This is a genomic window from Halorientalis sp. LT38 (assembly GCF_037031225.1).
Taxonomy (GTDB): domain Archaea; phylum Halobacteriota; class Halobacteria; order Halobacteriales; family Haloarculaceae; genus Halorientalis; species Halorientalis halophila.
The window spans coordinates 2,232,313-2,258,831 of record NZ_JAYEZN010000001.1 but is presented as its reverse complement, the minus strand read 5'-3'; the positions used below and the strand labels follow the sequence as shown (position 1 = coordinate 2,258,831).

Below are 26,519 nucleotides of genomic sequence, written 5' to 3'. Positions count from 1 at the left end.
AGAGACGCGTCAAATGGGGGGCGTGTACGCGGTGGCAGGGGGCAAGGGCGGTGTCGGCAAAACGACGACGGCGATCAACCTCGGGGTCGTCCTCGGACGCACGGCCGAGCAAGCGGTCGTCGTCGACGCGGATCTCGCGATGCCGGACGTCGGCCGGCGGCTGAACCTCGACCGCGAGCGCGGGCTCCACGGCGTGCTGGCCGGCGAGACGCCCGTCAGGGACGCCGTCGTCGACGGCCCCGCGGGGCTGTCGGTGATCCCGGGCGAGCGGGACCTCACCGCGTTCGCCGACGCGGACCCAGCGCGACTCCGGAAGGTGCTGGACCTGCTGTCGGTCGCGTACGACGTGGTGCTGGTGGACACGGGCCCGGGCCTGCAGGACGAGACCGTCATCGCCTACCAGGAGGCCGACGGCGTCGTCCCCGTGGCGACGCCCGAATCGGGCGCCGTCGCCGATGCGAACAGGACGGCGGGCCTCGCCGCGGACGTGGGTGCCGAGCCGATCGGGACCGTCCTGACGCACGGCGAGGGGCGCGAGGCGCGGGAAGCCGCCGAGCGACTGGGCGACTACCTGCTGGCCGTCGTTCCCCCGCACGAGACGGGCGGTCCGGTGGCTGCCGTCTCGCCGGATCACGCCGCTGCCGAAGCCTACCGGACGGTCGCTGCGGCGCTGCCAGCGGTCGACGGGGCGACGATCGCGCCCCGGGACGAACGACCGCTGGATCCCGAGGCCGTCGCGGACGCCATCGTCGACGCCGAGGCGGATCGGGACGGTTCGGACGACGAGGACGGGGAGGCGGCGGACGCCGACGGGACGGTCGCGTCGTGAGCGACCCGGGAACACTTTTGTGGTGCGGTCGGTAGTGCGCACTCGATGGAGCTGGAAGCGATTCCGGGAGTCGGCGCGAAGACGGCCGAGCGGCTGGCCGAACTCGACGACCCCGAGCGCGCCCTCCGGGAGGGCGACGTGGCCGCCATCGCCCGCGCACCGGGTATCAGCGACGGGCGTGCGGCCCGCATCGCCCGCGGCGCGATCAGACGCGACCACGACGACCCGGGCGGCTTTCTCGGTACCGAGCGGGCCCGCGAACTCTACCGACAGGCGCTGGGCCTGGTACAGGAGCGGACCGTCACCGACTACGCCGCCCGGCGACTGGAGACGATCTACCCCAGCGCCGCGGCGTCGAGAATCGAGGAGGTCCGGGCGTTCGCGACCGACGCGATGGAACGGGAGCCCGACCCCGCCGTCCGCGAGGCCCTGGCAGACGTCGAGCCACTCGAAACGCCCGGCGACCTGCGGATCCGGGACCGCTGTCTCGCCACGGGGGACGCCGAGACCTACGCCCGCGCCCAGGAGGTCGTCCCCGAGGTCAGCGTCGAACTCGTCGACGACGCCCGAAAGCTCTCCGAACTGGGGCGAGGGTACGCCACCGTCGTCGCGCTCGACGAAGCCTTCGCCGGCGTCGAGGTCGACGGCGACGTGCGCGTCGACCCGACCGCCCTCGAGAGCCCGGCGGAGGTCGTCCCCGAGCGCGTCCTGACCTTCTTCGCCCGCAACCGCGAGAGCCTGCAGGCGGCCGCGACGGTCGCCCGCGAGGCGGGCCTCGACGCCCCCGTCGATCTGGACGCGCTTGCGGACGGACTCGCCAGACTGGACGCCGACGGCCGAGTCAAAGGCGACGAGGAACTCGACCGGCTGAGTACCGCCGTCGACGACCTCGACGCCGCGGTCTCGACCGCCGAGTCGGTGGCCAACGACCGCCTCCGCGAGGCCATCGAGGAGCGCGACGTCACCATCGAGGGCGCGGACCTGCTCTCGCTGGTCGAACGCGGCGCGGGCGTCGACTCGCTTCTGGACCGCGAACTCGCCGACGAGTACGCCGACGCGGTGGCGGCCGCCCGCGACCAGCTCGTGGACGCGCTCCAGTTGCGCGACACCGAGAGCATCGCCCGGCAGGCGTTCCCGGAGGAACCCACCTTCCCCGTCGAGCGCGACGAGGCCGTCGTCAGCCGCCTCCGCGAGGAACTGACAGCCGCCCGGGACCGCCGGGCGACCCGGCAGAAGCGCGAACTCGCGGCCGACCTGGCCGACGCGCGACCCGCCGCCGAGGAACTGGTCGACGCGGCGCTGTCCCTGGACGTGGAACTGGCGGTGGCCCGCTTCGCCCGCGAGTTCGACTGCACGATGCCGACGCTCACGGACGACGAGCCGGGCTTTGCCATCGAAGGCGGGCGCTCGCCGCTGCTCGACGTGTCCTTCGACGCGGTGGAGCCCGTCGATTACGGCGTCGACGGCGTGACGCTGCTCTCGGGCGTCAACAGCGGTGGGAAGACCTCGACGCTCGATCTGGTGGCGCTGATCGTCGTCCTCGCGCACATGGGGTTGCCGGTGCCGGCCGAATCGGCGAGAGTCGAGCGCCTGGCCGAGTTACACTACCACGCCAAGACCCAGGGGACGCTGGACGCGGGGGCCTTCGAGTCCACCCTCCGGGAGTTCGGCGGTCTGGTGACCGGCGTCGGCGACGACGCCGAAGGCGAGGAGCGGACCGGTCGCAAACTCGTGCTGGTCGACGAACTGGAGTCGATCACCGAGCCGGGCGCGAGCGCGAAGATCATGGCCGGCATCCTCGAGGCCCTGGACGAGCGCGGCGCGACGGCGGTGTTCGTCTCGCACCTGGCCCGCGAGATCCGGGCCGCCGCGGACTTCGACGTGCAGGTGGACGGCATCCAGGCCGTCGGACTCTCCGACGGCGAACTGGAGGTCAACCGGTCGCCGGTGAAGGGGGAACTGGCGCGGTCGACGCCGGAGTTGATCGTCGAGAAACTGGCCGAGGACGGGGACGAGCGGTCGAAGGCGTTCTATCGGCGGTTGCTGGGGAAATTTTAGACAAAGTGGATGCAGGCACCGATGTCCACCTGGAGGACGACTTCGAGGAAGACGCCGGCCAGGATCGGGAAGAAGGCGCCGGCGGTGACCTGGAGCGCGCCCATCATGGCGCGGCGGCCCTGTCGCCGCCTGTCGGCGCGGGTCGAGCCGAGTTGCGAGAACGCGGCGGTGGCGGTGAACGCGCCCTTCACGACGTGGAAGGCGGCCAGGACCGCGAACGCGAAGGTGACGAGGTCGCCGATGCCGAGCTGGCATGCGATCGATCCGACCTGACCGGTCGCGCTGGCGCTGGCCGTGCCGACGAGCAACGGCAGCGCGGCGGCGACGCTCGCGGCGACGGCGTGCGAGCGCACCGATGGTCGTGACATGCGACTGGTCACCCTCTCCCCCAAGAGGCGCTGGCAGGTATCCAGTCGGTTTTCGCCTCGCATTGTTAACTCTTTAGGAACGCCGCCGCCGTCCGGGATCCGCGACGCCGTCGGCCACCGACCGGGGACTGACCGGACCGGAGCCGCCCGTTCGCGGTCGAGCCCTGGCGAAACACTAAGTGCCGTGGGGAGCGTGGTGAAAGTGATGACCGACGACCCCGAGGAGGGGATGCTCTCGTGGGACGAGTCGGTGTTTCGCGACGAACACGTCTTCGAGATCGACTACCTCCCCGAGACGTTCCACCACCGGGACTCGCAGATGGATAGCCTGAAGTACGCGCTCCGGCCGGCGGTCCGGGGCTCGCGCCCGCTGAACGTGATCGCCCGCGGCCCGCCCGGGACGGGGAAGACCACGGCGGTCCAGAAGCTGTTCACCGAGTTGCGCGCCGAGACGGCCGAGGTCCGGGCGGTCCGGGTCAACTGCCAGGTCAACGGCACCCGCTACTCGGTCTTTTCCAGGCTGTTCGAGGGCATCTTCGACTACGAACCGCCCTCGTCGGGCATCTCCTTCAAGCGACTGTTCGAGCAGGTGACCGATCGCCTCGTCGAGGACGAGGAGGTGCTCGTGGTGGCCCTGGACGACGTGAACTACCTCTTCTACGAGAACGAGGCCTCCGACACGCTCTACTCGCTGTTGCGCGCCCACGAGGAACACGCCGGCGCGCGCATCGGCGTCATCTGCATCTCCTCGGACCTGGACCTGGACGTGATCGAGGAACTCGACGGCCGCGTCCAGTCCGTCTTCCGCCCGGAGGAGGTGTACTTCCCGACCTACGACGAGAGCGAGATCGTGGACATCCTCGGCGAGCGGGTCGACCGCGGGTTCCACGACGGCGTGATCTCCCCGACGGTGCTCGACCGGGTGGCAGCGCTCACGGCGGAGGCCAACGGCGACCTCCGGGTCGGGATCGACCTGCTCCGGCGGGCCGGGCTCAACGCCGAGATGCGCGCCTCGAAGGAGGTCAGCGTCGAGGACGTCGAGAGCGCCTACGACAAGTCGAAGTTCGTTCACCTCTCGCGGGCGCTCCGTGGCCTCTCCGACAGCGAGGCGTCGCTGGTGGCGGTGATCGCCGACCACTCCGGCGAGCAGGCCGGCGAGGTCTACGAGACCTTCAACGAGCGGACCGACCTGGGCTACACGCGCTACTCCGAGATCATCAACAAGCTCGATCGGCTGGGAATCATCGACGCCAGCTACACCGACGTCGACGGCCGCGGCCGATCCCGGGAGCTGACCCTCAATTACGACGCCGATGCGGTCCTCGACCGGCTTGAGACCTGATCCACCGACGGAGCCCGATCAGTCGCCAGCCCGGAGCCGGCGCGTCAGGAACGTCGACACGCCGTCGAAGTAGCGGGTGGCCCACAGCGCGACGGCGAGCCCCCCGAGACCGTCGAAGGCGAGGTCCAGAACGACGTCACGGAGTCCGTACTGGGCCAGCAGCGCCTCGCCGCCGAGCACCGCCGAGAGCCCGCCGGTCGCGAACTCCATGACCTCCCAGAGCACGCCGAAGGCCAGCACGAACAGGACGGTACAGCAGACGCGGAACCACGTGGGGAGGGAGACGGACGGCGAGTAGCGGTCGAGCGCCTGGACGGTCGCGTAGCCGAGGCCGGCGACCAGCGACGCGGAGACGACGTGAGTCAGCTGGTCGTACCAGCCGACCGTCTCGTAGATGCCGAGCGCGCCGACGCCGTGGAGGAACCCGGCGACCGTGAGCCAGAGCGCGAGTCCGGCCGAGAGCGGGCGGCCGTAGCGCCAGCGCACCAGATCCGGTACCAGCGCGACGACCAGCCCCATGCCGGCGTTGAACACGAGGCCGCCCCGGGCGGTGACCAGCCCGCCCACGACGACGAGGACGAGGACGGCCTGCATCGCCCGGACGGGGTAGCGCAGTCGCGAGTCGGCGAGTGAGTGCGGGTCGCGGTCCGGTGGCGTCGTCCGGTCGCGGTCGGCGCCGTCCGCGACGCGGTGGTACCGGCGGACGTACCCCCAGAAGAGCAGGCCGGCGAGGACGCCGACCGCCGACGCGAGGACCAGATCCCACATCAGGTCGGCCGTGTCGGTCAGGTACCGCGTGCCGAGGAACAGGTCCGAGGCGTACTCCAGCACGCCCCAGACGGCCGCCAGCGCCGCGGTCGTGACGGTGACGAAGGGGACGCTGAACCAGCCGGTCAGCTCCACGTCGGTGAACACGTCGATCTCGACGGCGAGGACGAGCGCCAGCGCCGCCGTCGCGCTGTAGCCCGCGAACGAGATGGCCACCCCGGCGACACGGGCGACCACGACCGCGGTCAAGACGGCGAGGATCTCCGCTGGGAGCATCCGCTCCGGGTCCCGCGTCCAGACGGCCGGGGCCACCGCGACGAGCGCGCCCGTGAGGGCGAACCCGCCCCAGAGGAGGTCGCCCCCGACGAGACTCCAGCCCGCCGCGACGACCAGAAGGACGACGGCGACCCACGCCAGGGCCGCGTTTCGACGTGCGTCCCGAACGAGCGTCTCGAGCGTTCGCACGACCACCCGTTCGCTCGCCGGACGGATATCGGTCGTGTCGGATCGGTTGCCCACTGGTTCCAGGCCCGCCGGGCCGGGCGCGTCGGCCACGTCGCGAAGGCGACCGGATCAGTACGGGTATTTTAGTCCTAGGGGGAATATCTTAGGCCCTTCTTGAGTGGAATGGTAAAATTTAATCACGGCTTTGTGGAAGAAAGAGATACCATGGTCGTCCCGAAACCGGACAGCGGCATACTGAACAGGCTGTACGCGAACCTCGTCGGGGGCAACGGGATCGTCTCGCTGGACGTCCCGGAGAAGGTGCTCAAGCGTCTCTACACGTACGGGAGCCTCCAGAACACCGACGAGGGGGTCCGCTTCGAGGTCAAAAACAGGTTGCAGGACGCCGAGTTCGCGGGCGTCGAGCGCCTCGAGATCAACGGCGACGAGGTCCTGCCGAGCGACGTGACACTGGAGACCTCCGAGGGAGACAGCTACGAACTGACGGAGATCGACGAGACGGATCCGATCGGCTTCCCGGTCGGCCGGACGGTGTACGTCACCGTTGCGGGGCTGGACCTCCCGACCGGCGATCACGACATCGAGATCGACTTCCTGGCCCCGCCCTTCGGGTCGCTCTCGCTGTCGGTCACCGACGCGATCCGGGACGAGGAGACGGTCACGAGCGTCCCGCGCGACGAGGCCGACAACTACAGCGAGGAGGCCATCGCCGAGCGCCACGAGTTCCTCGCCGAGGAGACGGACACGGAACTCGACCACGTCACGGAGTACTCGATCGATCCGGAGGGACTGGAGGGCAACATCGAGAACTTCGTCGGCGTCGCGCAGATGCCGATGGGGCTCGCCGGGCCGCTCAGGGTCGAGGGCGAACACGCCGACGGCGAGTACCCGATCCCGCTCGCCACCACGGAGGGGACGCTCGTGGCCTCCTACAGCCGCGGGATGAAGGCGCTGAATCTGTCCGGCGGCGTGAAGGCGACCGTCGTCGACGACCGGATGAACCGCGCGCCGGTCTTCGTCTTCGAGGACGCCCGGACCGCCCGGGACTTCCGTGACTGGGTGTTCGACCACTACGACACCATCAGGGAGAAAGCCGAGGAGACCTCGAGCGTCGCCGAACTGGTCGAAATCGAAGACTACCTCACCAACAACTACGCCTTCCTCCGCTTCGACTTTAAAACGGGGGACGCCGCCGGGCAGAACATGGTCGGGAAGGCCACGTTCGCGGCCTGCAACTGGATCCTCAACGAGTTCCCCGGCTACGTCGAGAACTTCTACCTGGAGGGGAACTTCGCGACGGACAAGAAACACTCGCAGGTCAACGACATGATGACCCGCGGCAAGCGGGTGACCGCCGAGGCCACGATTCCGGAGGAGGTGTTCACCCACCACCTCGGCGCCGACCCCGAGAGCCTGGTCCACCACGGCGAGGTCGCCAACATCGGGTCGATGCTGGCGGGGACCAACACGAACGGCGCGCACCCGGCCAACGGGCTGGCAGCGCTTTTCATCGCCACGGGCCAGGACGAGGCCAACGTCGCCGAGTCCTCGGCCGCGCTGGTCAACGCGACCCTGCTCGACGACAACTCGGTCCACGTCTCGGTGACCATCCCCTCGCTCATCGTCGCCACCTACGGCGGCGGGACCGGCCTGCCGACCCAGAACGAGGCCCTCCAGATGCTGGACTGTGACGGCGCTGGCAACGTCAACAAGTTCGCCGAGATCGCCGCCGGCGTCGTCCTCGCCGGCGAGCTCTCGCTGGCGTCGGCCATCTCGGCCTCGGACTGGGTGACCAGCCACGAGGAACTGGGCCGCAACCGCTGATCGGTCGGCCTCAGAAGTCCTCGACGTGCGGTCTGAGGTCCAGTTCCAGCGTCCACGCCGACTCGTCCTGCTCGACCAGGTGCCAGTAGCTGTCGGCGATGGCGTCGGGGTCCAGGTAGTCGTCGGGATTTTCGACCTCGCGGTCGGGCGGCAAGATCCCGCCGTCGAGGACGACGTGGGCCACGTGAATCCCTTCGGGGCCCAGTTCCCGGGCCATCGACTCGGCCATGCCGCGGCAGGCGAACTTCGCGGCGGAGAACCCGATCGCGCCTTCGCGGCCCCGGACGGACGTTGTCGCACCGGTGAAGATCACGGTGCCGCCGTCCCCCGCCCGCATATCGGCGACGGCTTCCTGTGAGCAGTGGAGGGCCGCCTTCGGGCCGACCGCGAGCGCGCGCTCGAACGACGCGGTGTCGATCTCGGTGAGCCCCTCCCACGAGGCGGCGCTGGCGTGGTTGACGAGGACGTCGACGGGTCCGAACGCGTCCCGGACGGCCTCGAAGCCCGCCGCGATCTCGTCGGGGTCGGTCAGGTCGGTCGGCACCGAAAGTCCCGCTCCGGGCGTCTCGTCGAGGTCCGCGGCGAGGTCGTCGAGGTAGTCCGCCGACCGGGCGAACAGGCCGACGCGACAGCCCTCGGCGGCGAAGCGCCGCGCGATCGACTCGCCGAGTCCGGGACCGACGCCCGCGACGACGACAGTGCGTGTCATACCTCGGCCTTCGAGCGGCGACGGCAAAAGGCCCGTCGCCGAAACCCCGTCGTGACAGCCCACCGATACGACGGGGCGGTCCCGCCGGGGGTCGACGGATCGCGCGCGGGACATGTCGCCGGCCGCGTCGCGTTCGGGCGATCACGGCGTTCGTGACCCCTACGCGGGACGCCAGGAGGTGTGGGAGAGTGTCTCACCCACCACCCAAAGTTAAGACGACACCATCCTTTGAGCGAGACGTATGCCGGAATGTCAGAACTGCGGCGCTTTCGTCACCGCCGCGTACGCACGTGTTTTTACACCGAACGGCATCCAGGAACCACGGGTCTGCCCCCAGTGTGAGGACAAGATCCGCGACGGCGCGGACGTCCGGGCGGCGCGGTCGACGCGGCGCGGATAGCCCGTTCCGGGACGGCAGGGACTTCGCGTCCCCACCCACCTACTTCCTCGCTGTCTCCAGCAACTCCCGAGCGGCCGCCAGCGCGTCCTGTGCCCGGTCGGCCTCGCGCCCTTCAGCGGTGATCCGGACGAGCGGCTGCGTCCCGCTGGCCCGCACCAGGAACCAGGCGTCGCCCAGATCCACGCGCACACCGTCCAACGTCTGAACGTCGTCGTACCGGTCGGCGACGAGGTCCCGGACCCGGTCCATCACGGCGGCCTTGTCCCCGACCTCGACGCTGTCGCGGTGGATCGGATACGTCTCGATCTCTGCTGCACGGTCGGCCAGCGGGCGCTCGGCGGCCAGTTCGACCAGCCGGCAGGCCGCGAGCGGGCCGTCCGGGCACAGCGTCGCGTCGGGCCAGATCCAGGCCCCGCTCGGCTCGCCGCCGAAGGCCACGCCCTCGCCGGCGACACGCTCGGCGACGTACACGTCGCCGACCTTCGTCCGCTCGACGGTCACGTCGATCTCGGCGAGGTGGTCCGCGACCGCGAGGCTGGTGTCGACCGGCGCCGCGACCCGCTGCCCGGGGTCGGCGGCCGCGCGGGCGAACAGCGCCAGCGTCACGTCGCCCGAGAGGTAGGTGCCGTCGCCGGCCACCGCCCGCATCCGGTCGGCGTCGCCGTCGTGGGCGATGCCCAGGTCCGCGTCGGTTTCGGCGACGAGCGTCGCGAGCGACTGGCAGTTCTCCGCCGTGGGCTCGCTGGGTCGCGCCGGGAACGAGCCGTCGGGCTGGGCGTTTAGCGTCTCGACGTGACACCCCAGGTCCTGGAGCGCGTCGACGGTGACGCCGCCGGCCCCGTTGCCGACGTCCACGATCACGTGGGGTGGGTCCGCGACGTCTACCGCGTCGACCAGCGCCGCGCGGTGGCGTTCGCGGGCGTCGGCCTCCCGCCGCGACCCCAGTCCGTCCCAGGGCTGCAGGTCGGCGGCGTCCTCGCGGACGCGGTCGCTGATGGTCGCCCGGCGGTCGGCGTCGAACGCCTGGCCGCTCGGTTGCCAGAGCTTGATCCCGTTGTCCTCGGGCGGGTTGTGCGAGGCGGTGATCGAGACGCCGGCGTCGGCGTCCTCCCAGCCGACGGCGCGGGCGACGGTCGGCGTCGCCGCGAGTCCGAGATCCAGCACGTCGGTACCCGACTCCCTGAGGCCGGCCGCGAGCGCGTCCGTCAGCAACTCGCCGCTCTCGCGAGAGTCACGCCCGACGACGACCCGGTCGGCGTCGACGCCGAGCGCGCGCCCCACCGAGAGCGCGAGGTCCGCCGTCACCGTCTCGCCGACCGGCCCCCTGATGCCGCTCGTTCCGAACATACCCGGACCGAGGAGCCTCCCCGTGAAAAATATCCACCTCCTATGTCGGGCGAACCCGCGGCTTTTTGTCCGCCGGGGCGGTCACTTCGGCCATGAAACGCGGCGGGAGCGACGAGGCGAAGCGACGTGCCGGCGAGTCCGCCGCCGAAGCCGTCGCGGACGGGATGGTGGTCGGCCTCGGCACCGGCAGCACGGCGGCCCACGCCATTCGGGCGCTCGGTCGGGCCGTGGACTCGGGGCTGGATATCGAGGGGATCCCGACCTCCTACCAGTCGCGCGACCTCGCTCGCGACGTGGGCATCCCGCTGACGACGCTGGACGAGGCGACCCCCGACCTGGCCATCGACGGGGCCGATCAGGTGGCCGGCGGCGACCTGATCAAGGGCGGCGGCGCGGCCCACGCCCGCGAGAAGATCGTCGACGCGGCCGCCGACCGATTTCTGGTGGTCGCCGACGACTCGAAGCTCACCGACCGGCTCTCGGCACCCGTCCCGGTCGAGGTCCTGCCCGACGCCCGCGAACCGGTTGCCGACCGACTCGGCGACCTCGGCGGCGACCCGGAACTCCGGGCGGCCGAGCGCAAGGACGGCCCCGTCGTCACCGACAACGGGAACCTCGTCCTCGACTGTGATTTCGGCGAGATCGACGACCCGGCGGCGCTGGGCAGCGATCTCTCGGCGCTCCCGGGCGTGGTCGAGCACGGCCTGTTCGTGGGGCTGGCCGACGAGATTCACGTCGGGAGCGACGACGACGTGACGGTCCGCCAGCCTGGCGAGTGAGGGAGGCGTCGATCGGCGCCGTCGCTGGTCGGGCTAAAAAATACGAGAATGGTGTCCCAGCCTCAGAGGTCGCGCGGCTGGACGGTCTTGCGGTCGTTCTCCTCGGCACGACGCGCGGCGTCCTCGAGCAGTTCTTCGACTTCGTCGTCGAGTGCGTCGTAGAAGTCAGATGCGACGTTCATGTCATCGAGCGCTTCCTTCACGGCGGCTTTGACGATCAGGTCTGCCATACAGGCCGCCTTTCCAGAGGGTTGTTTAAATACTTTCCTGTCCGTGCGGTTTCTCGCCGGTATTCACGGGGGTCTGAGGCGGTCTCGCGGGGGGCCATTTATAAATCCACTGGCCGGTTTATATACCCTCGCGCCCGCCGGTCGCGTCAGACATCCCGATTCGGTCGCCTACACCCCGCAACGGGACTCTCGCGCGCGCTTTGGTCCGTTAGAATATGTGTTGGAATGCCAACTATTCTGGAGTCGATGGGTAGGAGTGCATCGAGCGTCGAGGGGTGGTATGCGCGAGTTGCTCGACGCCGTCGCGGCGGGGGAGGTCAGCCCCGCCGAGGCGGAGGCGGAACTGGCCGGCTACGCGACCGGCGAGGCCGGGCGGTTCGACGCCGCCAGGGAGACCCGCTCGGGAGTCCCGGAGGCGGTCCTGGCCGACGGAAAGACGCCGGCGGAGGTCGCCGACCTCGCGGCGACGGCCCTGGAGACCACCGGCCGGGCCATCGCGACCCGGCTCGACCCCGAGGCCCTGGCGACCGTCAGGGACCGACTGGCCGATCACGACGCAGAAGACACCTACCACGAACGCGCCCGCGTGCTGGTGGCCCGCGAGCCGGGGTACGACGGCCCCGACCTCGACGCCACGGTCGGCGTCGTCACCGCCGGCACGTCCGACGCCGAGGCGGCCGGTGAGGCGGCGGTCATCGCCCGGGAGATGGGCGCCACGGTCGAACGGGTCGACGACGTGGGCGTGGCCGGCATCGCCCGGCTGCTGGACCGCCTCCCCGACCTGCGCGAGCACGACCTCCTGATCGTCGCGGCCGGCCGCGAGGGGGCGCTCCCGACGGTCGTCGCCGGCCTCGTGGATACGCCGGTGATCGGCCTCCCCGTCTCGACGGGCTACGGCCACGCCGGCGCGGGCGAGGCGGCGCTCGACGGTATGCTCCAGTCCTGTACCGCGCTGACCGTCGTCAACGTCGACGCGGGGTTCACCGCCGGGGCACAGGCCGGACTGGTGGCCCGTGCCGTCGACGCTGCCCGCTCCGAGTAGCCCGCTCCGGCCGGTTCGTGGCGGCCGCCGCGGGATACCTGACTGGTTTGGTATCGACGCTTTATCCGCCCACCTCCTATGCGAGTTGTCGGCAGTCGCTGGCTGTCGGCACCGACGAATGACAGAGTGCAACCACTGCGGCGCGCACGTGTCCGACCAGTTCGCACGGGTATTCGGCGACGAGTTCGGCCGCGTCCACGCGTGTCCGAGCTGCTCGGCGAACGCTGGCATCGCCGAGGTCGCACGCGAGCGCGCCCACCAGGCGTGACGGCACCGTAGCCACCCCCACCGCGGTGGAGTCACCACGCGAAGCCCCCTCCTGACGCTGGTCCGGCGACCGGCCGGACGCCACCCCATGCTTCCCCAGCGGCCGCGCCGTCGGGCGTAACGTTCACTGTCCGCCGGTCGCTCTTCGCACCCGTGTCGGACCACTACGTCTACGTGCTGCGCTGTGCCGACGACACCCTCTACACCGGGTACACCACCGACGTGGACCGCCGCGTCGCCGAACACGACGCCGGCGAGGGCGCGAAGTACACCCGCGGTCGCACGCCGGTCGAACTGGTCCACGTCGAGGCCTTCGACTCCCGGTCGGCCGCGATGTCGCGCGAACACGAGATCAAGGCGCGCTCGCGACCGGCGAAAGAGCGGCTGATCGCCGACTGACTCACTTTGTTCGTCAGTCGAGCCCGCACTCGCTTCGCTCGCGCGGACGCTGACGGATCGGGCCGGTGAGAACCCCGTCGGGATTGTCGGGGACCGGAGCTTTTTGCACGGGGGAGCGCGAGACCCCGTATGGACGAGATTTCGTTCGGGACGGACGGGTGGCGGGCGACCCTGGACACGTTCACCGACCGCCGCGTCCGGATGGTGGGGCAGGGCGTCGCCGCGGTCCTTCGCGAGGACGGGAGAGGCGGCGAAACCGTCGCCATCGGCTACGACGCGCGCGAACACTCCCGGGGATTCGCCGAGGAACTCGCCCGCGTGCTCTGTGCCAACGGGTTCGACGTCATGCTCCCCGAGCGGGACTGCCCCACGCCGGTCACCGCCTGGACGGTCACGGACCGCGACCTGGCCGGCGCGCTCGTCGTGACGGCCTCGCACAACCCGCCGGAGTACAACGGCGTCAAGTTCGTCCCCGACGACGGGGCGCCCGCGACCGCAGACGTCACCGACCGCATCGAGGCGAACCTGGCCGAACCCGACCCGCTGCCCGAGAGCGAGCACGGCGCGGTCACGGAGACGGACTTCGTCGGCCCCTACGTCGAACACGCCCTGGCGTTCGCGGACGCCGACCTCGACGGGCTGACGGTGGCCTACGACGCGATGCACGGCAGCGGCCGCGACGTGACCGACCGGCTGCTCGAGGCCGCCGGGGCCGACGTCGAGCGCCTGCGCTGTGAGACCGACCCCGAGTTCGGGGGCGAGTCGCCCGAACCGAGCGCCGAGAAACTCGACGCCTTGATCGAGCGCGTCCAGTCCGGGGACGCCGACCTGGGCATCGCCAACGACGGCGACGCCGACCGGATCGGCGTCGTCACGCCCGACCGCGGCTTTCTGGACCCCTCGCTCTTCTTCGCCGCCGTCTACGACTACCTGCTCGAGTCCCGGTCCGGGCCGGCGGTCCGGACGGTCTCGACGAGCGCCATCGTCGACCGGGTGGCCGAAGCCCACAACGAGAGTGTCGCCGAGACGCCGGTCGGGTTCAAACACGTCGCCGCGGCGATGGGCGAGACCGACGCCCTGATGGGCGGCGAGGAGAGCGGCGGGTTCGGCGTCCGCGGCCACCTCCGCAACAAGGACGGCGTCACCCTGGCGCTGCTGACCGCGGCGGCCAGCGTCGCTCGCCCGCTCGACGAGCGCGTGTCGGAGCTCGAAGCCGCACACGGCGAGGTCCACCAGGACCGGGTTAGCGTGGACTGCCCGGACGACCGGAAGGCCGCGGTCGTGGCCGACCTCGACGGGGCGCTCCCCGACGAGATCGCGGGTTCGGCCGTCGACCGCGTCAACGACGTCGACGGGTTCAAGATCTTCCTCGCGGACGGCGCGTGGTTGCTGGTCCGGCCCAGCGGCACCGAGCCGAAACTCCGGGTGTACGCCGAGGCGACCAGCGACGAGCGGGTCGCCGAACTGCTCGCGGCCGGGCGCGACCTGGTCGAACCACTCGTCTGAGTCAGATATCGAAACTGTCTATTCCGGCGCCTAAGCCGCCCTTACCCAGCGAATCAGCCAAAGAGCTAAGGAAACGACTGGCTAATACTACCCTCTATGGGGGTCGATTCGCAGGCGACCGAGCAGCTGTCACAGTTGTTCGACCTGTCCGACGTGGTCCTGAATCCGGACGCGGCGTTCGTCCAGCGGGTAGCCGCCGCGCTGGCGCGGGGGTGCGACCACGTCGATCTGCCCTGTGGGTTCCTGACCCACATCGATCCGGTGGCCGACACCCAGGAGATCGTGCTCGCGGTCGGCTCGGCGGGCGACCTGCGGGAGGGCGAGACGGTCCCGCTCTCGGAGTCGTACTGCCGGCGGACGATCGAGACCGACGGCGGGACGATGACAGTCACCGACGCCAATGCCGAGGAATGGCGCGACGATCCGGCGTACGAGCGGTTCGGGCTGGAGAGTTACGTGGGCTCGACGGTCGAACTCGACGGGGAACGGTGCGGGACGCTCTGTTTCGGCGGCTCGGAGCCGCTAGACGAGCCGCTGACGGCGTGCGAGGTAGGGCTCGTCGAACTGCTCGCCCAGTGGGCCGAGTTCGAACTGGCGGTCAGGACCGGGCGAACCGGCTTCGAACCGGACGCCGGTCGCATCCAGCGGTTCGCCGACCAGATCGCACCCGAGACCGTCGACGCGGCGCTCGACGTGTTCTCACACCGGACTCGCCGGGAGTTGCTCGCCTACCTCGCGGGGACCGACGGGACGGTCCCGGTCGAGGAGGCGGCGGCCTATCTCGCGAACCTGGACGGCGTGGCCGGACGGCCGCCGGATCGAATCGAGATCGCGCTCGTCCACACGCACCTCCCGAAGCTGGTCGACGCCGGCGCCGTCGCCTACGACGAGCAGACGGGAGAACTCGACTATCGCCACGACCGGCTCCTCGACCGCCTGCTGTCGACCGTCCGGCCGCTGGAGGGCTAGTTACGTCCGGACGCCCCGGAGCCGACCGGGGTCGGCGGCGGGTTCGATCGCGAATCCCAGCGACGCCCAGAACGGCCGGACCCGGGAGTCGAACTCGGCGACGAGTCGCTCGCGGCGGTCGGCGGCGGCCGCGACCAGCGCCGTCCCGATCCCCTGATCCCGGCGGCCGGGCCGGACCGCGATAGCCTCGATGGCGTCACCCTCGAGCACCAGTGCCCCGAGGATTCGCCCCTCCGTCACCGCGACGAGGACGGCGTCGGCGTCGACGGCGTCGACCAGTGCGTCGTGGGACAGCGCGAGGCCGCCGGCGTCGACGACGGTCGCGACCGCGGGGACGTCCTCGGGCGTCGCGTCGCGGACCCGCATCGTGCTCGCCGAAACGGTGTAAAGGCATATAGATGCCGACCCGAGACGGTAACTGAATGGCCCCCAGTTCGGTTCTCGGCCTCCTCTACACCGGGGTCCTGCTCGCGGCGTCGGTCACGAGCGTCGGCGTCGCCTACTGGGTGTACACGATTCAGGGCGTCCGCGGGTCGAAGACGTTCGTCATGATCCTCGCGACCTCGGTCGCGTGGTCGCTGAGCGTGGCCCTGCACGTCGCCACGTCGAACTGGCTCGTGATGGAGACCATCGTCAGGCTGGAACTGGGCTTCGGCCTCCTCGACGCCGCCCTCTGGTTCGTGTTCGCCTGCCAGTACACGGGCAAGACCCTCCACCGGCGCCGCTGGGTGCAGGCCGCACTCGCCGGCACCGGCCTCGCGTACGTCGGGTTGACCCTGACGAACCCGCTCCACCACCTGATGTGGCGGGCGACGCCCCGGTTCACGGAGCCGTTCACCTTCGTCAGCAACGAACGGGGCCTCGCCTATTTCGCCGTCCTCGCCGTCATCTACCTGACTGTCGGCGCCAGTTTCTACCTGATCACCGTCTTCCTGGCGTCGACGCGCCGGGGGACGCGCGTCCGGATTATCCTGCTCTCGATCGCCGTGAGCCTCATCGTCGGCCTGAACGCCCTCTCCATCGTCGACGCCCTCCCCGTCGCGGGCTTCGACCACGCCAGCCTCGGCGTCCTGCCGCTGGCGCTTGCGGGGACGGCCGCGGTCTTCTGGTACGACCTGCTCGACTTCGAGCCGGTGGCCCGGAACAGGCTCATCGAGCGCCTGGAGGACCCGGTCGTCGTCCTCGACGCCGGTCGACGGGTCGCGGACTACAACGGGGCGGCCGCCCAGCTGTTTCCGGCCGTCGACGAGGCCGTCGGCCAGCCCTTCGCGTCCGCCTTCCCGAGCCTGAACGAACAGGTCGCCTTCGACGACCGTGAGGCGGAGACGGTCGCCGAGGTGACCCTCGACGTCGGCGGGACCAGCCGCCACTACTCGGCGGTCCTCTCGCGGATCGAGGGCGACCCGGCGGCGACCGAACCGGTCGGCTACGCGGTCCACCTGCGCGACATCACCGACCGCGAGGAGTACCGGCAGGAACTCGAGCGACAGAACGAACGCCTCGACCGCTTCGCCAGCACCGTCTCCCACGACCTGCGCAACCCCCTCTCCGTCTCGAACATGCGCGCCGAACTGATCGAAGACGACGTGGCCGACGGCCACGACCCCGAACGCGTCCGCGAACACGCCCGGAAGATCCAGGGGGCCAACGAGCGGATGGAGACCATCATCGACGACCTCCTCGCGATCGCTCGCGGCGGCGCCGAAGTCTCCGAGGACGACACCGAACAGGTCGATCTCGACGCGGCCGCGCGGGCGGCGTGGGCGAACGTCGACACCGGCACCGGCTCGCTGGCGGTGGCGGACTCTGTGACCCTCACGGCCGAGCGCAGTCGCCTGCTCACCGTCTTCGAGAACTGCTTCCGGAACTCGGTCCAGCACGGATCGGACGACGTCACGGTGACCGTCGGGCCGCTCACCGACGGGCGAGCGGGCTTTTTCGTCGCGGACGACGGCCCCGGCATCCGGCCCGAGGATCGGGACGCGGTGCTCGAGTACGGGGTCAGCGAACGCGACGACGGGACGGGACTGGGGCTGGCCATCGTCGAGACGATGGCCGAGGCCCACGGCTGGACGACGACCGTCACCGAGTGCGAGGACGCCGGCGGGGCGCGCGTCGAGTTCACGGGCGTGACGCTCGGCGGCGACGCAGCCGGATCGTCCGAATCGGTGTCGGACGCCACCTCGTCGGAGCGGTGCTAGCGCTTCACCCGCCTTTGATCAGTCGCAGGATTCGGACGTGATCGGTCTCCACCTGCCGGTCCTCCGGGACCGGGGTGTCGTCGACGAGGACGGACACCTCGTGGGGGCTGTAGTCGACGGCCGCCACGAGGTCGGCGTAGGTCGGGTCGGGCCCCAGCGCCGACAGGTCGATCTCGTACGTGTCCTCGCCGACCACTTCGACCGTCACCATGTCCGGACGAGGGGCCGCGACCGGTTTGAGCGTGTCGCTCACCGATTCGCGCGGTTCGATCGCACGATGCTCGCGAGCACCCAGATCGACAGCGCGAGGCCGATGGCCGTGACCACGAGGAAGTCCGTGTCTCTGTCCATGCCGGACGGCGGGCCGCCAGGCGGGTAGTTATCGAGGGCTTACCGGGCGGCTGTCCCCCGATCCCGTGGTCGCGGGACCCCCCGACGCGGGCGGTCCCGGACCGTTTAAGGCTGGGCCACTCCTCCCCGGGGACATGAGCGAGGGAGCCACCGAGTCGCGGGCCGGGCGGGACGAGATCTGGATCGAGAAGTACCGCCCCCAGACCCTCGGAGACATCGTCGGACAGGACACCATCACCGAGCGCCTCGAGAGCTACGTCGCGCGGGACGACCTCCCCCACCTCATGTTCTCCGGGGAGGCCGGCATCGGCAAGTCGACCGCCGCGCTCGCCATCGCGCGGGAACTGTACGGCGAGGACTGGGAGGAGCACTTCCTGGAACTCAACGCCTCCGACCAGCGCGGGATCGACGTCGTGCGCGAGCGGATCAAGAACTTCGCCCGCTCCTCCTTCGGCGGCGCGAAGTACCGCATCATCTTCCTCGACGAGGCCGACTCGCTCACCTCGGACGCCCAGTCGGCCCTGCGCCGGACGATGGAGGAGTTCTCGAACAACGTCCGCTTCATCCTCTCCTGTAACTACTCCAGCCAGATCATCGACCCGATCCAGTCCCGCTGTGCGGTCTTTCGCTTCGCGCCCCTCTCGGACGAGGCCGTCGCCTCGCAGGTCCGCAAGATCGCCGCAGAAGAGGGCATCGAGGTCACCGACGAGGGCGTCGACGCCCTCTGTTACGCCGCCGACGGCGACATGCGCCGGGCGATCAACGGCCTGCAGGCCGCCTCGGTCACCGGCGACGTGGTCGACGAGGAGTCAGTGTACGCCATCACCTCGACGGCCCGGCCCGAGGAGATCGAGGAGATGGTCACCCTGGCGCTCGACGGCGACTTCGTCGCGGCCCGCTCCCGACTGGACGACCTGCTCACCGAGTCGGGGATCGCCGGCGGCGACGTGATCGACCAGATGCACCGTTCGGTCTGGGAGTTCGACCTCGACGACGAGGCCGCGGTCACGCTGCTCGACCGCATCGGCGAGGCCGACTACCGGATCACCGAGGGGGCCAACGAGCGCATCCAGCTCGAGGCACTTTTGGCCTCGCTGGCGCTGGACGACTGACTCGGCCTCAGTTCAGCCGCCAGAGTTCGTAGTTCAGGAGCGCGGCGAAGCTCACCCACGCCAGATACGGGACGAGCAACAGCGCCGCCCGCCGATCCACCCGGGCGAAGGCCCACACGGTCGCGACGATGGCGAGCCACAGGAGGGCGATGACGACCAGCCCCGCGACGGGCGAGCGCAGGCCGAAGAACGCGCCCGACCACGCCACGTTGAGCGCGAACTGGCCGGCGAAGAGCGCCAGCGCGAGCCGGACTCGGCGCTCGTCGAGCCCGGTCCGCCAGACGAGCCACGCTGCCGCGCCCATGAGGGCGAAGAGCGTCACCCAGACCGGGCCGAAGACCCAGCCCGGCGGGGTGAAGCCGGGTTTCGTCAGCGTGGGGTACCAGGTCGTCACGCCGCCCAGCGAGATGAGGTTACCGAGAGCCCCGACCAGTTCGCTGGCGAGGACGGCGAGGGCGAGCGAGGCGAGCGGACGGCGTCGAGGGAGGGTGGGAGCGGAGTCGTGCGTGGACACGGTTCGATGGTCGGCGGCCAGCGTAAAGAGCGTCCGGGCGAGCGGTCCCGACGGGGCCGCGACGGCGGCCGGATCGCCCGACCGTGGGGCTGGCCCCGGCGAATCTCGCCGGCTGTTCGGAACTGTTTTACCGCCAGGTTGGCCACAGTAGGGCAACGAATGAGCGAGCTCGAGGAGGAGTACCAGCTCCAGTACTTCGAGGATGAGGGGTTTCACCGGCTGGAGTGTGGATCGTGTGGGGACCACTTCTGGACCCGCGACGAGAGCCGTGAGACCTGCGGCGAACCGCCGTGTGCTGAGTACAGTTTCATCGACGAACCCGGTTTCGACGAGGCCCAGTCGCTGACGGAGATGCGCGAGACCTTTCTCTCTTTCTTCGAGGACAACGGTCACGAGCGGGTCGACCCGTATCCCGTGGCGGCCAACCGCTGGCGCGACGACGTCCTCTTGACCCAGGCGTCCATCTACGACTTCCAGCCCCACGTCACCTCGGGGCAGTCGCCGCCGCCGGCCAACCCCCTCGTCGTCTCCCAGCCCTGCATCCGGATGCAGGACATCGACAACGTCGGCAAGACGGGCCGGCACACGATGGCCTTCGAGATGGGCGGCCACCACGCCTTCAACGCCGCCGAAGGCTCGGGGTACGCCTACGAGGGCGAGGTCTACTGGAAGGAAGAGTGCGTGCAGTACTGCGTCGAGTTCTTCGAGTCGCTGGGGGCGGACATGGGCGAGTTGACGTTCATCGAGGACCCGTGGGTCGGCGGCGGCAACGCCGGCCCGGCCTTCGAGGTCATCTACCGCGGACTGGAACTCGCCACGCTCGTCTTCATGTGCTTCGAGCAGGATCCGGAGGGCGAGTACGAACTGAAGGACGGCAACACCTACTCGCGGATGGATCGGCGAGTGATCGACACCGGCTACGGCATCGAGCGCTGGACGTGGATGAGCCAGGGCACGCCGACGGTCTACGAGGCGATCTACCCCGACATGATCGACTTCCTGAAGGACAACGCAGGGGTCGACCTCACCGACGAGGAGGCGTCGATCGTCCACGACGCCGCGCGGCTCTCCGGGAGTCTGGACATCGACGACGTCGACGACGTGGAGGCCGCCCGCGCCGACATCGCCGAGCAGGTCGGCGTCTCCGCCGACGAACTGCGCGAACTGATGGAACCGCTGGAGGACATCTACGCCATCTCCGACCACGCGCGGACGCTCGCGTACATGCTCGGGGACGGCATCGTCCCCTCGAACGTCGGGACGGGCTATCTCGCGCGGATGGTCCTCCGGCGCACCAAGCGCCTCTGTGACAACGTCGGCGTCGACGCGCCGCTGGACGAACTCGTCGACATGCAGGCCGACCGGCTGGGCTACCAGAACCGCGACACCGTCCGCGACATCGTCCGCACGGAGGTCGAGAAGTACCGCGAGACGCTGGATCGGGGCGGCCGGAAGGTCCGCCAGCTGGCCGACCAGTACGCCGAGTCGGGCGAGGCGATTCCGACCGAGGAGCTGATCGAACTGTACGACAGCCACGGGATCCAGCCGGACATGGTCGAGGAGATCGCCGCCGAGCGCGACGTGGCCGTCGACGTGCCGGACGACTTCTACTCGCTGGTGGCGAACCGCCACGACGCCGAGGAAGCGGCCACCGAGGCCGACGTCGACGGGCACGGCGACCGCCTGTCCGACCTGCCCGAGACCGACCTCCTCTACTACGAGGACCAGGACCGCACCGAGTTCGAGGCGATGGTGCTCGACGTGTTCGAGCGCGACGACGGCGACTTCGACGTCGTCCTCGACCAGACGATGTTCTACCCGGAGGGCGGGGGCCAGCCCGCGGACCGCGGGACGATCACGGCCGAGGACGTCACCGCCGAGGTGACCGACGTCCAGATCGAAAACGGCGTCGTCCGCCACCGGACCGACGCGGACCCGGGTAAAGGCGAGTTCGTCCGCGGGGGCATCGACGCCGACCGGCGGCGACAGCTCATGCGTCACCACACCGCCACGCACATCGTCGGCCACGCCGCCCGGCAGGTGCTGGGCGAGCACATCCGCCAGGCCGGCGCGCAGAAACACACCGACAGCGCCCGGCTGGACGTGCGCCACTACGAGCCGGTCACCCGCGAGCAGGTCAGGGAGATCGAACGGCTCGCCAACGAGGTCGTGATGGAGAACGGCCCCGTGAGCCAGGAATGGCCCGACCGCCACGAGGCAGAGGCCGAGCACGGTTTCGACCTCTACCAGGGCGGCATCCCGACGGGCGAGCAGATCCGGCTGATCCACGTCGACGAGGACGTCCAGGCCTGCGGCGGCACCCACGTCGCCCGCACGGGCGATATCGGCGCGATCAAGCTCCTGGGGACGGAGCGCATCCAGGACGGCGTCGAGCGGCTCACCTTCGCGGCCGGCGCCGCCGCCATCGCCGCCACCCAGGAGACCGAGGACGCCCTCTACGCCGCCGCCGACACACTGGACGTCAGCCCGCAGGAGGTCCCCGAGACGGCCGAGCGGTTCTTCGAGGAGTGGAAGGCCCGGGGCAAGACCATCGAACAGCTCAAGGAGGAACTCGCCGCGGTCCGCGCCGAGGGCGACGGCGGCGAGGAGGTCGACGTCGGCGGGACCCCCGCGGTGATCCAGCGACTGGACGCCGACATGGACGAACTCCGTGCGACGGCTAACGCCCTCGTCGAGGAGGGCAAGATCGCCGTGATCGGGAGCGGCCAGGACGGGGCGCAGTTCGTCGTGGCAGTCCCCGACGACGCAGGCGTCGACGCCGGCGACGTGGTCGGCGAACTCGCCGGGCGCGTCGGCGGTGGCGGCGGCGGCCCGCCGGACTTCGCGCAGGGCGGCGGCCCCGACGGCGACAAACTCGACGACGCGCTCGAAGACGCACCGGACATTCTCGCGCAGATCCAGAACGCCTGAGGCGGGGTTCGGACCCTCGTTTTTCTGGCGACGACCGTTACTCGGCGAGCCCCTCGGAGCGGAGCCGCCGGAGTTCGCCCCGGAGCGCCGACCGTTTGAGCAGGACGAAGCCGGCGAGGATCAGGCAGAACCCGGCGACTGTCCAGGCCGACACGGGTTCGTCGAGCACCAGCCAGCGCGATCGGCGGCGACGGGGTCGAAAGCGGCGCCTCGCCGGCCAGGAGGCTACCGGCGTGCAGCATCGCCGCGCCGACGAGCATCGACCACGCGGTGAGCGGATGTCGGGAGACAGCCAGTCCCGGTCGCGGCAGAACCAGGAGGACTGAAGCCCCTGCAGGCGAAACGGTCGGACGTGCCAACGGCGACAAACGGCGACGTGGACCTGTTCTACGAGACCGCGGGCGACGGGCCGACGGTCGCGTTCGTGACCCCCGCCGGCTACGGGGCGTGGTGCTGGTCGTGGCTCGTCGAGGAACTCGCGGGTCCCTTCGAGACGCTCGTCTGGGACCTTCGCGGGACCGGGCGCTCGGACGCGCCGCGGGGCCCGTACGACGTCGCGACGCTCGCGGCGGACCTCGAGGCAGTCCTGTCGGATCACGGGGCCCGGCGGGCGCATCTGGTCGGCGCGGGCCTGGGCGGCATGGTCGCACTGGCCTACGCCCAGGAACACTCGCGCGCGGCGACGCTCGCGCTGCTCGGGACGACCGCGGACGGGAGCCGCGTCGACGCCGACGCCCTCGCCGCCCTGCAGGCCCCGCGGGACGATCCCGAGGCGCTCCGATCCTCACTGCAGCGTGCGTTCTCGGACGGCGTCGTCGACGCCCACCCCGAGATCGTCGACCGGATCGTCGAGTGGCGGACCGAGGACGACGCCGACCCCGACGGCTGGGCGGCCCAGCGAGAAGCGACGACCGAGTTCGACGCGACCGATTCCCTTTACGAGGTGACGACGCCGACGCTCGTGGTCCACGGACGGGACGACGCGGTCGTCCCGGTCGCGGCCGGACGCGACCTCGCCGACGACCTGCCCCGTGGTTCCTTCGAGGGTATCGACGCGGGGCACCTCGTCGCGGCGGAGGAGCCGGCGGCCGTCGGAGACCTGCTGGTCGGGCAGCTGGACGAACACGGGGACAGCGAGTACTGAGCGAGACCGTGACAGTTATCAGCCAGTAGTGTATGCTACGCACATGACTGTCGTCCTCCAGATGCTCGGCGGGTACGGTATCGGTCGACTGGTCCTCCTCCTCGTCGTCCCGGTTCTGGTCGTCGCCTTCGGCTCGTACGTCGGCGTCCTGATGGCGTTGCAGTCGTTTTTCGATGCTTCGTCGTGGCAGGAGGTCCGCGAGCGCGGGGACCGGGAGTCGTGAGCGGTCGGGGCGACCGAGAGTGCGGCAAGTCGTGTCGAGACGGAACGGCATATCCGTCTGGAGCCGAAAGGGAGTGGCAATGACGCGGCCACGCATCGCCCTGCTGAACGCGGCTCACGACGGCGCAGACACCCGGCGGAACTTCCGCCGCGAACTCGACGCGGACCTCGTCGAGTTCCACTGTCCGTCCGGCGAGGTCCCGGAGACGATGCGGTACGACGGGTTCGTCGTCACGGGGTCGCGGGCCTCGGTCTACTGGGAGCGCGAGTGGATCGGCCAGTTGAAGCGGTGGGCCGGCGACGCCATCGAGGCCGGCCTGCCGGGCCTGGGCGTGTGTTACGGCCACCAGTTGCTCGCGGACGTCACGGGCGGGCGGGTCGAGCCCATGGACGAGTACGAGATCGGGTATCGAGAGGTCGAACAGGACGGCGACAACCGGCTCCTCGACGGCGTGGACGAGGATTTCACCGTCTTCACCACCCACTCCGACCGGGTGGCCGAGGCGCCGCCGGGCGCGACCGTCTTCGCCGAAAACGAGTTCGGCATCCACGGCTTCCGGAAAGACCGCGTGTTCGCCGTCCAGTTCCACCCCGAGTACGACATGGAGACGGCGGCGTCGGTCACCGAAGGCAAGGACGACCAGTTGAGCGACGAGCGCATCCAGCGCGTCCTCGACGGCATCCACGCGGAGAACTACGACGCGGCCTGCGAGGCAAAGCGCCTGTTCGACAACTACCTGGCGTTCGTCCGGGAGGTCCAGGCCGAGCGGACGGGCGGCGAGGCCGGCGTCAGTGCCGCCGACGACTGACCGACGTCGACCGCCCCCGACCACTCGCGAACCGGTTAACAACCGCGGGCTAGTTGGGTAGTGTTTTTACAGATGGAAACGTAACACGGGTATGCTCGATTACTTCGGCCTGGAGGCCGACCTCGGTGAGGAAGAGCGGATGATCCGCGACACGGCCCGGGATTTCGTCGACGAGAACGTGCGCCCCGACATCGGCGAGCACTGGATCGAGGGCACCTTCCCCAAAGACCTCATCCCCGAGATGGGCGAGATGGGCTTTTACGCCCCGAATCTGGAGGGGTACGGCTCGCCGAACGTCTCGGAGACGGCGTATGGACTCCTGATGCAGGAACTGGAAGCCTGCGACTCGGGCCTGCGCTCGATGGCGTCCGTGCAGGGCGCGCTCGTCATGTACCCCATCCACGCCTACGGTTCGGAGGAACAGAAAGAGGAGTGGCTGCCCAAACTTGGGAGCGGTGAAGCGGTCGGCTGTTTCGGCCTCACAGAGCCCGAACACGGCTCGAACCCGACGGCGATGGAGACCCGAGCCGAGGAAGCCGACGGCGGCTACCTGCTCAACGGGTCGAAGACCTGGATCACGAACTCACCGATTTCGGACGTGGCGATCGTCTGGGCACGTGATCGGACGGACCCCGACACGCCGGTCCGGGGCTTTTTGGTCGAAACCGACCGCGACGGCGTCTCGACCAACAAGATCACCGAGAAGCTCTCGCTGCGAGCCTCCATCACGGGCGAGATCGGCCTGAACGACGTCTTCGTCCCCGAAGAGAACCTGCTGCCGGGTGCCAAGGGCATGGGCGGACCCCTCGGATGCCTCACGCAGGCCCGCTACGGCATCGCCTGGGGCGCTATCGGCGCCGCGCGGGACTGCTTCGAGACCGCCCGCCAGTACGCGAAGGATCGCGACCAGTTCGGCGGGCCCATCGGTCGATTCCAGCTCCAGCAGCAGAAACTCGCCGAGATGGCCACCCAGATCACCCTGGCGCAACTCCTGGCACACCGGCTCGCGGACCTGAAGGAACGCGGCGAGATGCGCCCCCAGCACGTCTCGATGGCCAAGCGCAACAACGTCAGGATGGCCCGTGACGAGTCCCGCATCGCCCGCGAGATGCTCGGCGGCAACGGGATCACGGCGGACTACTCCCCGATGCGCCACATGGCGAACCTCGAAACCGTGTATACCTACGAGGGCACCCACGACATCCACACCCTGATCCTGGGAGAGGACCTGACCGGACTCCAGGCGTACAGCTAATCGGCCGTACCCGACTGGAGTTCGGTCGCAAACCGTCGCGTCCGCCGACCTGACACGGGAAACGCGTTAGCGGAGGGGCCAAATCGATTATTTCAGTCCGCGGTGTAGGGACCGCTAGGTGTATGCTATGGGTGAACAATACACAGGCAGTGTGGAAGCGCCGGAGCACAGCATCGCCAGTCGCCTCCGGACGGGCGCGGCGCTGATGGTCCTCGCCGGGGTGGGGTTCGTCGGGTACGGACTCGTCTTCCTCGCCCGGACCTTCTTCGGGAGCGGATTCGAACTGGGCGTCGACACCCTCGGCGGCGTCACCGCCGGGCAACTGGCCGCGAGCAATCCGGCCATGGCGAACTACATCAACCATCTCCACGTGGCCATCTCGGGCCTGTTGATCGCCGTGGGACTCGCCGTGGCCGCGCTCGCCTGGTACGGCGTTCGGAGCGGCCAGACCTGGGCGTGGGTCACCGCCGTCGTCGTTCCGGTCGTGGCGCTCGGGTTCGCGCTCCCGATGCACTACGGCGGCCTGTTCGCACACGACTGGGTGACCCACCTGGGACCGATCTACCTCGCGACGGCCGTGTTCCTCGTCGGCGCGGTCCTCTCGGGGCTCGCCCTCCGCCGCGCGGCCGCCGCCGGGTCCCGGCCGGCGACGTGAGCGGGCACCGCGACTCCTCTTTC

At 70.0% G+C, this 26,519-nt stretch carries 28 protein-coding genes; 19 read left to right on the top strand and 9 right to left on the bottom strand.

The features are described 5' to 3' along the window. Positions 1 to 13: 13 nt before the first annotated feature. Both U5918_RS11620 and U5918_RS11615 read left to right on the top strand, forming a co-directional pair. Positions 14 to 829, top strand: coding sequence for a MinD/ParA family ATP-binding protein (locus tag U5918_RS11620; protein ID WP_336001524.1), 816 nt, complete (start codon positions 14 to 16; stop codon positions 827 to 829). Between the two features lie 45 nt (positions 830 to 874). Beyond that, the gene (locus tag U5918_RS11615; protein WP_336001523.1) at positions 875 to 2,887 is read left to right on the top strand and encodes a helix-hairpin-helix domain-containing protein; all 2,013 of its coding nucleotides are present in this window, start codon (positions 875 to 877) and stop codon (positions 2,885 to 2,887) included. Here U5918_RS11615 and U5918_RS11610 read toward each other — a convergent pair. After that, positions 2,884 to 3,255 carry a hypothetical protein gene (locus U5918_RS11610; protein WP_336001522.1) on the bottom strand — a complete coding sequence of 124 codons (372 nt, stop codon included), beginning with the start codon at positions 3,253 to 3,255 and terminating at the stop codon, positions 2,884 to 2,886. The genes U5918_RS11615 and U5918_RS11610 overlap by 4 nt on opposite strands. 205 nt (positions 3,256 to 3,460) lie before the next feature. Here U5918_RS11610 and U5918_RS11605 point away from each other — a divergent pair, with 205 nt between their 5' ends. Then, on the top strand, positions 3,461 to 4,597 hold the full coding sequence (locus U5918_RS11605) for an ORC1-type DNA replication protein (protein WP_336001521.1): 1,137 nt from the start codon (positions 3,461 to 3,463) through the stop codon (positions 4,595 to 4,597). An 18-nt stretch (positions 4,598 to 4,615) separates the two neighbouring features. Here U5918_RS11605 and U5918_RS11600 read toward each other — a convergent pair whose 3' ends face one another. Beyond that, positions 4,616 to 5,830 (bottom strand): DUF2238 domain-containing protein, encoded by a 1,215-nt coding sequence (locus U5918_RS11600; protein WP_336001520.1) that lies wholly within the window; start codon positions 5,828 to 5,830, stop codon positions 4,616 to 4,618. A 204-nt stretch (positions 5,831 to 6,034) separates the two neighbouring features. Between U5918_RS11600 and U5918_RS11595 the strand changes: the two genes are divergently transcribed. After that, the gene (locus U5918_RS11595) at positions 6,035 to 7,654 is read left to right on the top strand and encodes a hydroxymethylglutaryl-CoA reductase (RefSeq protein WP_336001519.1); all 1,620 of its coding nucleotides are present in this window, start codon (positions 6,035 to 6,037) and stop codon (positions 7,652 to 7,654) included. A 10-nt stretch (positions 7,655 to 7,664) separates the two neighbouring features. Here the strand turns inward: U5918_RS11595 and U5918_RS11590 are convergent, their stop codons facing one another. Continuing rightward, on the bottom strand, positions 7,665 to 8,363 hold the full coding sequence (locus tag U5918_RS11590) for an SDR family NAD(P)-dependent oxidoreductase (RefSeq protein ID WP_336001518.1): 699 nt from the start codon (positions 8,361 to 8,363) through the stop codon (positions 7,665 to 7,667). Positions 8,364 to 8,604: 241 nt separating this feature from the next. Here U5918_RS11590 and U5918_RS18575 point away from each other — a divergent pair, with 241 nt between their 5' ends. Further along, the gene (locus U5918_RS18575; RefSeq protein WP_418771232.1) at positions 8,605 to 8,763 is read left to right on the top strand and encodes a DUF7563 family protein; all 159 of its coding nucleotides are present in this window, start codon (positions 8,605 to 8,607) and stop codon (positions 8,761 to 8,763) included. A 39-nt stretch (positions 8,764 to 8,802) separates the two neighbouring features. Here U5918_RS18575 and glmM read toward each other — a convergent pair whose 3' ends face one another. Next, positions 8,803 to 10,110, bottom strand: coding sequence for a phosphoglucosamine mutase (glmM, locus tag U5918_RS11585; protein WP_336001517.1), 1,308 nt, complete (start codon positions 10,108 to 10,110; stop codon positions 8,803 to 8,805). A 92-nt stretch (positions 10,111 to 10,202) separates the two neighbouring features. Here glmM and rpiA point away from each other — a divergent pair, with 92 nt between their 5' ends. Continuing rightward, on the top strand, positions 10,203 to 10,889 hold the full coding sequence (rpiA, locus tag U5918_RS11580; RefSeq protein ID WP_336001516.1) for a ribose-5-phosphate isomerase RpiA: 687 nt from the start codon (positions 10,203 to 10,205) through the stop codon (positions 10,887 to 10,889). A gap of 62 nt (positions 10,890 to 10,951) precedes the next feature. Here the strand turns inward: rpiA and U5918_RS11575 are convergent, their stop codons facing one another. Continuing rightward, positions 10,952 to 11,119: a DNA-binding protein gene (locus tag U5918_RS11575; protein WP_011322117.1), complete on the bottom strand. Its 168-nt coding sequence runs from the start codon at positions 11,117 to 11,119 to the stop codon at positions 10,952 to 10,954. Between the two features lie 280 nt (positions 11,120 to 11,399). Between U5918_RS11575 and larB the strand changes: the two genes are divergently transcribed. The 5 genes from larB to U5918_RS11550 all read left to right on the top strand — a co-directional run bounded on the left by larB (position 11,400) and on the right by U5918_RS11550 (position 15,302). Next, positions 11,400 to 12,161 (top strand): nickel pincer cofactor biosynthesis protein LarB, encoded by a 762-nt coding sequence (gene larB / locus U5918_RS11570; RefSeq protein ID WP_336001515.1) that lies wholly within the window; start codon positions 11,400 to 11,402, stop codon positions 12,159 to 12,161. Between the two features lie 118 nt (positions 12,162 to 12,279). Further along, positions 12,280 to 12,429 carry a DUF7563 family protein gene (locus tag U5918_RS11565; RefSeq protein ID WP_336001514.1) on the top strand — a complete coding sequence of 50 codons (150 nt, stop codon included), beginning with the start codon at positions 12,280 to 12,282 and terminating at the stop codon, positions 12,427 to 12,429. Between the two features lie 152 nt (positions 12,430 to 12,581). Beyond that, positions 12,582 to 12,827 carry a GIY-YIG nuclease family protein gene (locus U5918_RS11560; RefSeq protein ID WP_336001513.1) on the top strand — a complete coding sequence of 82 codons (246 nt, stop codon included), beginning with the start codon at positions 12,582 to 12,584 and terminating at the stop codon, positions 12,825 to 12,827. Between the two features lie 129 nt (positions 12,828 to 12,956). Further along, the gene (locus U5918_RS11555) at positions 12,957 to 14,333 is read left to right on the top strand and encodes a phosphoglucomutase/phosphomannomutase family protein (protein WP_336001512.1); all 1,377 of its coding nucleotides are present in this window, start codon (positions 12,957 to 12,959) and stop codon (positions 14,331 to 14,333) included. Between the two features lie 96 nt (positions 14,334 to 14,429). After that, complete coding sequence (locus U5918_RS11550) at positions 14,430 to 15,302, top strand: DUF7344 domain-containing protein (protein ID WP_336001511.1); 873 nt, start codon at positions 14,430 to 14,432, stop codon at positions 15,300 to 15,302. Here U5918_RS11550 and U5918_RS11545 read toward each other — a convergent pair whose 3' ends face one another. Further along, complete coding sequence (locus U5918_RS11545) at positions 15,303 to 15,668, bottom strand: GNAT family N-acetyltransferase (protein ID WP_336001510.1); 366 nt, start codon at positions 15,666 to 15,668, stop codon at positions 15,303 to 15,305. It abuts the gene before it with no gap. Positions 15,669 to 15,724: 56 nt separating this feature from the next. Here U5918_RS11545 and U5918_RS11540 point away from each other — a divergent pair, with 56 nt between their 5' ends. Continuing rightward, positions 15,725 to 17,503: a sensor histidine kinase gene (locus U5918_RS11540; protein WP_336001509.1), complete on the top strand. Its 1,779-nt coding sequence runs from the start codon at positions 15,725 to 15,727 to the stop codon at positions 17,501 to 17,503. 4 nt (positions 17,504 to 17,507) lie between these two features. Here U5918_RS11540 and samp2 read toward each other — a convergent pair whose 3' ends face one another. Next, on the bottom strand, positions 17,508 to 17,714 hold the full coding sequence (gene samp2 / locus U5918_RS11535) for a ubiquitin-like small modifier protein SAMP2 (RefSeq protein WP_336001508.1): 207 nt from the start codon (positions 17,712 to 17,714) through the stop codon (positions 17,508 to 17,510). A gap of 274 nt (positions 17,715 to 17,988) precedes the next feature. Between samp2 and U5918_RS11530 the strand changes: the two genes are divergently transcribed. Then, the gene (locus U5918_RS11530) at positions 17,989 to 18,966 is read left to right on the top strand and encodes a replication factor C small subunit (protein WP_336001507.1); all 978 of its coding nucleotides are present in this window, start codon (positions 17,989 to 17,991) and stop codon (positions 18,964 to 18,966) included. 7 nt (positions 18,967 to 18,973) lie between these two features. Here the strand turns inward: U5918_RS11530 and U5918_RS11525 are convergent, their stop codons facing one another. Continuing rightward, positions 18,974 to 19,480: a TspO/MBR family protein gene (locus tag U5918_RS11525; protein WP_336001506.1), complete on the bottom strand. Its 507-nt coding sequence runs from the start codon at positions 19,478 to 19,480 to the stop codon at positions 18,974 to 18,976. 159 nt (positions 19,481 to 19,639) lie between these two features. Between U5918_RS11525 and alaS the strand changes: the two genes are divergently transcribed. After that, the gene (alaS, locus tag U5918_RS11520) at positions 19,640 to 22,411 is read left to right on the top strand and encodes an alanine--tRNA ligase (protein ID WP_336001505.1); all 2,772 of its coding nucleotides are present in this window, start codon (positions 19,640 to 19,642) and stop codon (positions 22,409 to 22,411) included. Between the two features lie 37 nt (positions 22,412 to 22,448). Here the strand turns inward: alaS and U5918_RS11515 are convergent, their stop codons facing one another. Continuing rightward, positions 22,449 to 22,580, bottom strand: coding sequence for a hypothetical protein (locus U5918_RS11515; RefSeq protein WP_336001504.1), 132 nt, complete (start codon positions 22,578 to 22,580; stop codon positions 22,449 to 22,451). Positions 22,581 to 22,763: 183 nt separating this feature from the next. On the opposite strand from U5918_RS11515, the gene U5918_RS11510 reads away from it, so the two are divergent. From U5918_RS11510 to U5918_RS11490, 5 genes are all read left to right on the top strand, one after another. Then, a complete protein-coding gene (locus U5918_RS11510; protein ID WP_336001503.1) occupies positions 22,764 to 23,555 on the top strand; it encodes an alpha/beta fold hydrolase in 792 nt (263 codons plus the stop codon). Between the two features lie 43 nt (positions 23,556 to 23,598). Beyond that, positions 23,599 to 23,778, top strand: a complete 180-nt coding sequence (locus U5918_RS11505) for a hypothetical protein (RefSeq protein WP_336001502.1) — start codon at positions 23,599 to 23,601, stop codon at positions 23,776 to 23,778. A 79-nt stretch (positions 23,779 to 23,857) separates the two neighbouring features. Then, the gene (locus tag U5918_RS11500; RefSeq protein WP_336001501.1) at positions 23,858 to 24,586 is read left to right on the top strand and encodes a type 1 glutamine amidotransferase; all 729 of its coding nucleotides are present in this window, start codon (positions 23,858 to 23,860) and stop codon (positions 24,584 to 24,586) included. Positions 24,587 to 24,677: 91 nt separating this feature from the next. Beyond that, positions 24,678 to 25,841, top strand: coding sequence for an acyl-CoA dehydrogenase family protein (locus U5918_RS11495; protein WP_336001500.1), 1,164 nt, complete (start codon positions 24,678 to 24,680; stop codon positions 25,839 to 25,841). A gap of 151 nt (positions 25,842 to 25,992) precedes the next feature. Continuing rightward, positions 25,993 to 26,496 carry a hypothetical protein gene (locus U5918_RS11490; RefSeq protein ID WP_336001499.1) on the top strand — a complete coding sequence of 168 codons (504 nt, stop codon included), beginning with the start codon at positions 25,993 to 25,995 and terminating at the stop codon, positions 26,494 to 26,496. Positions 26,497 to 26,519 lie beyond the last annotated feature (23 nt).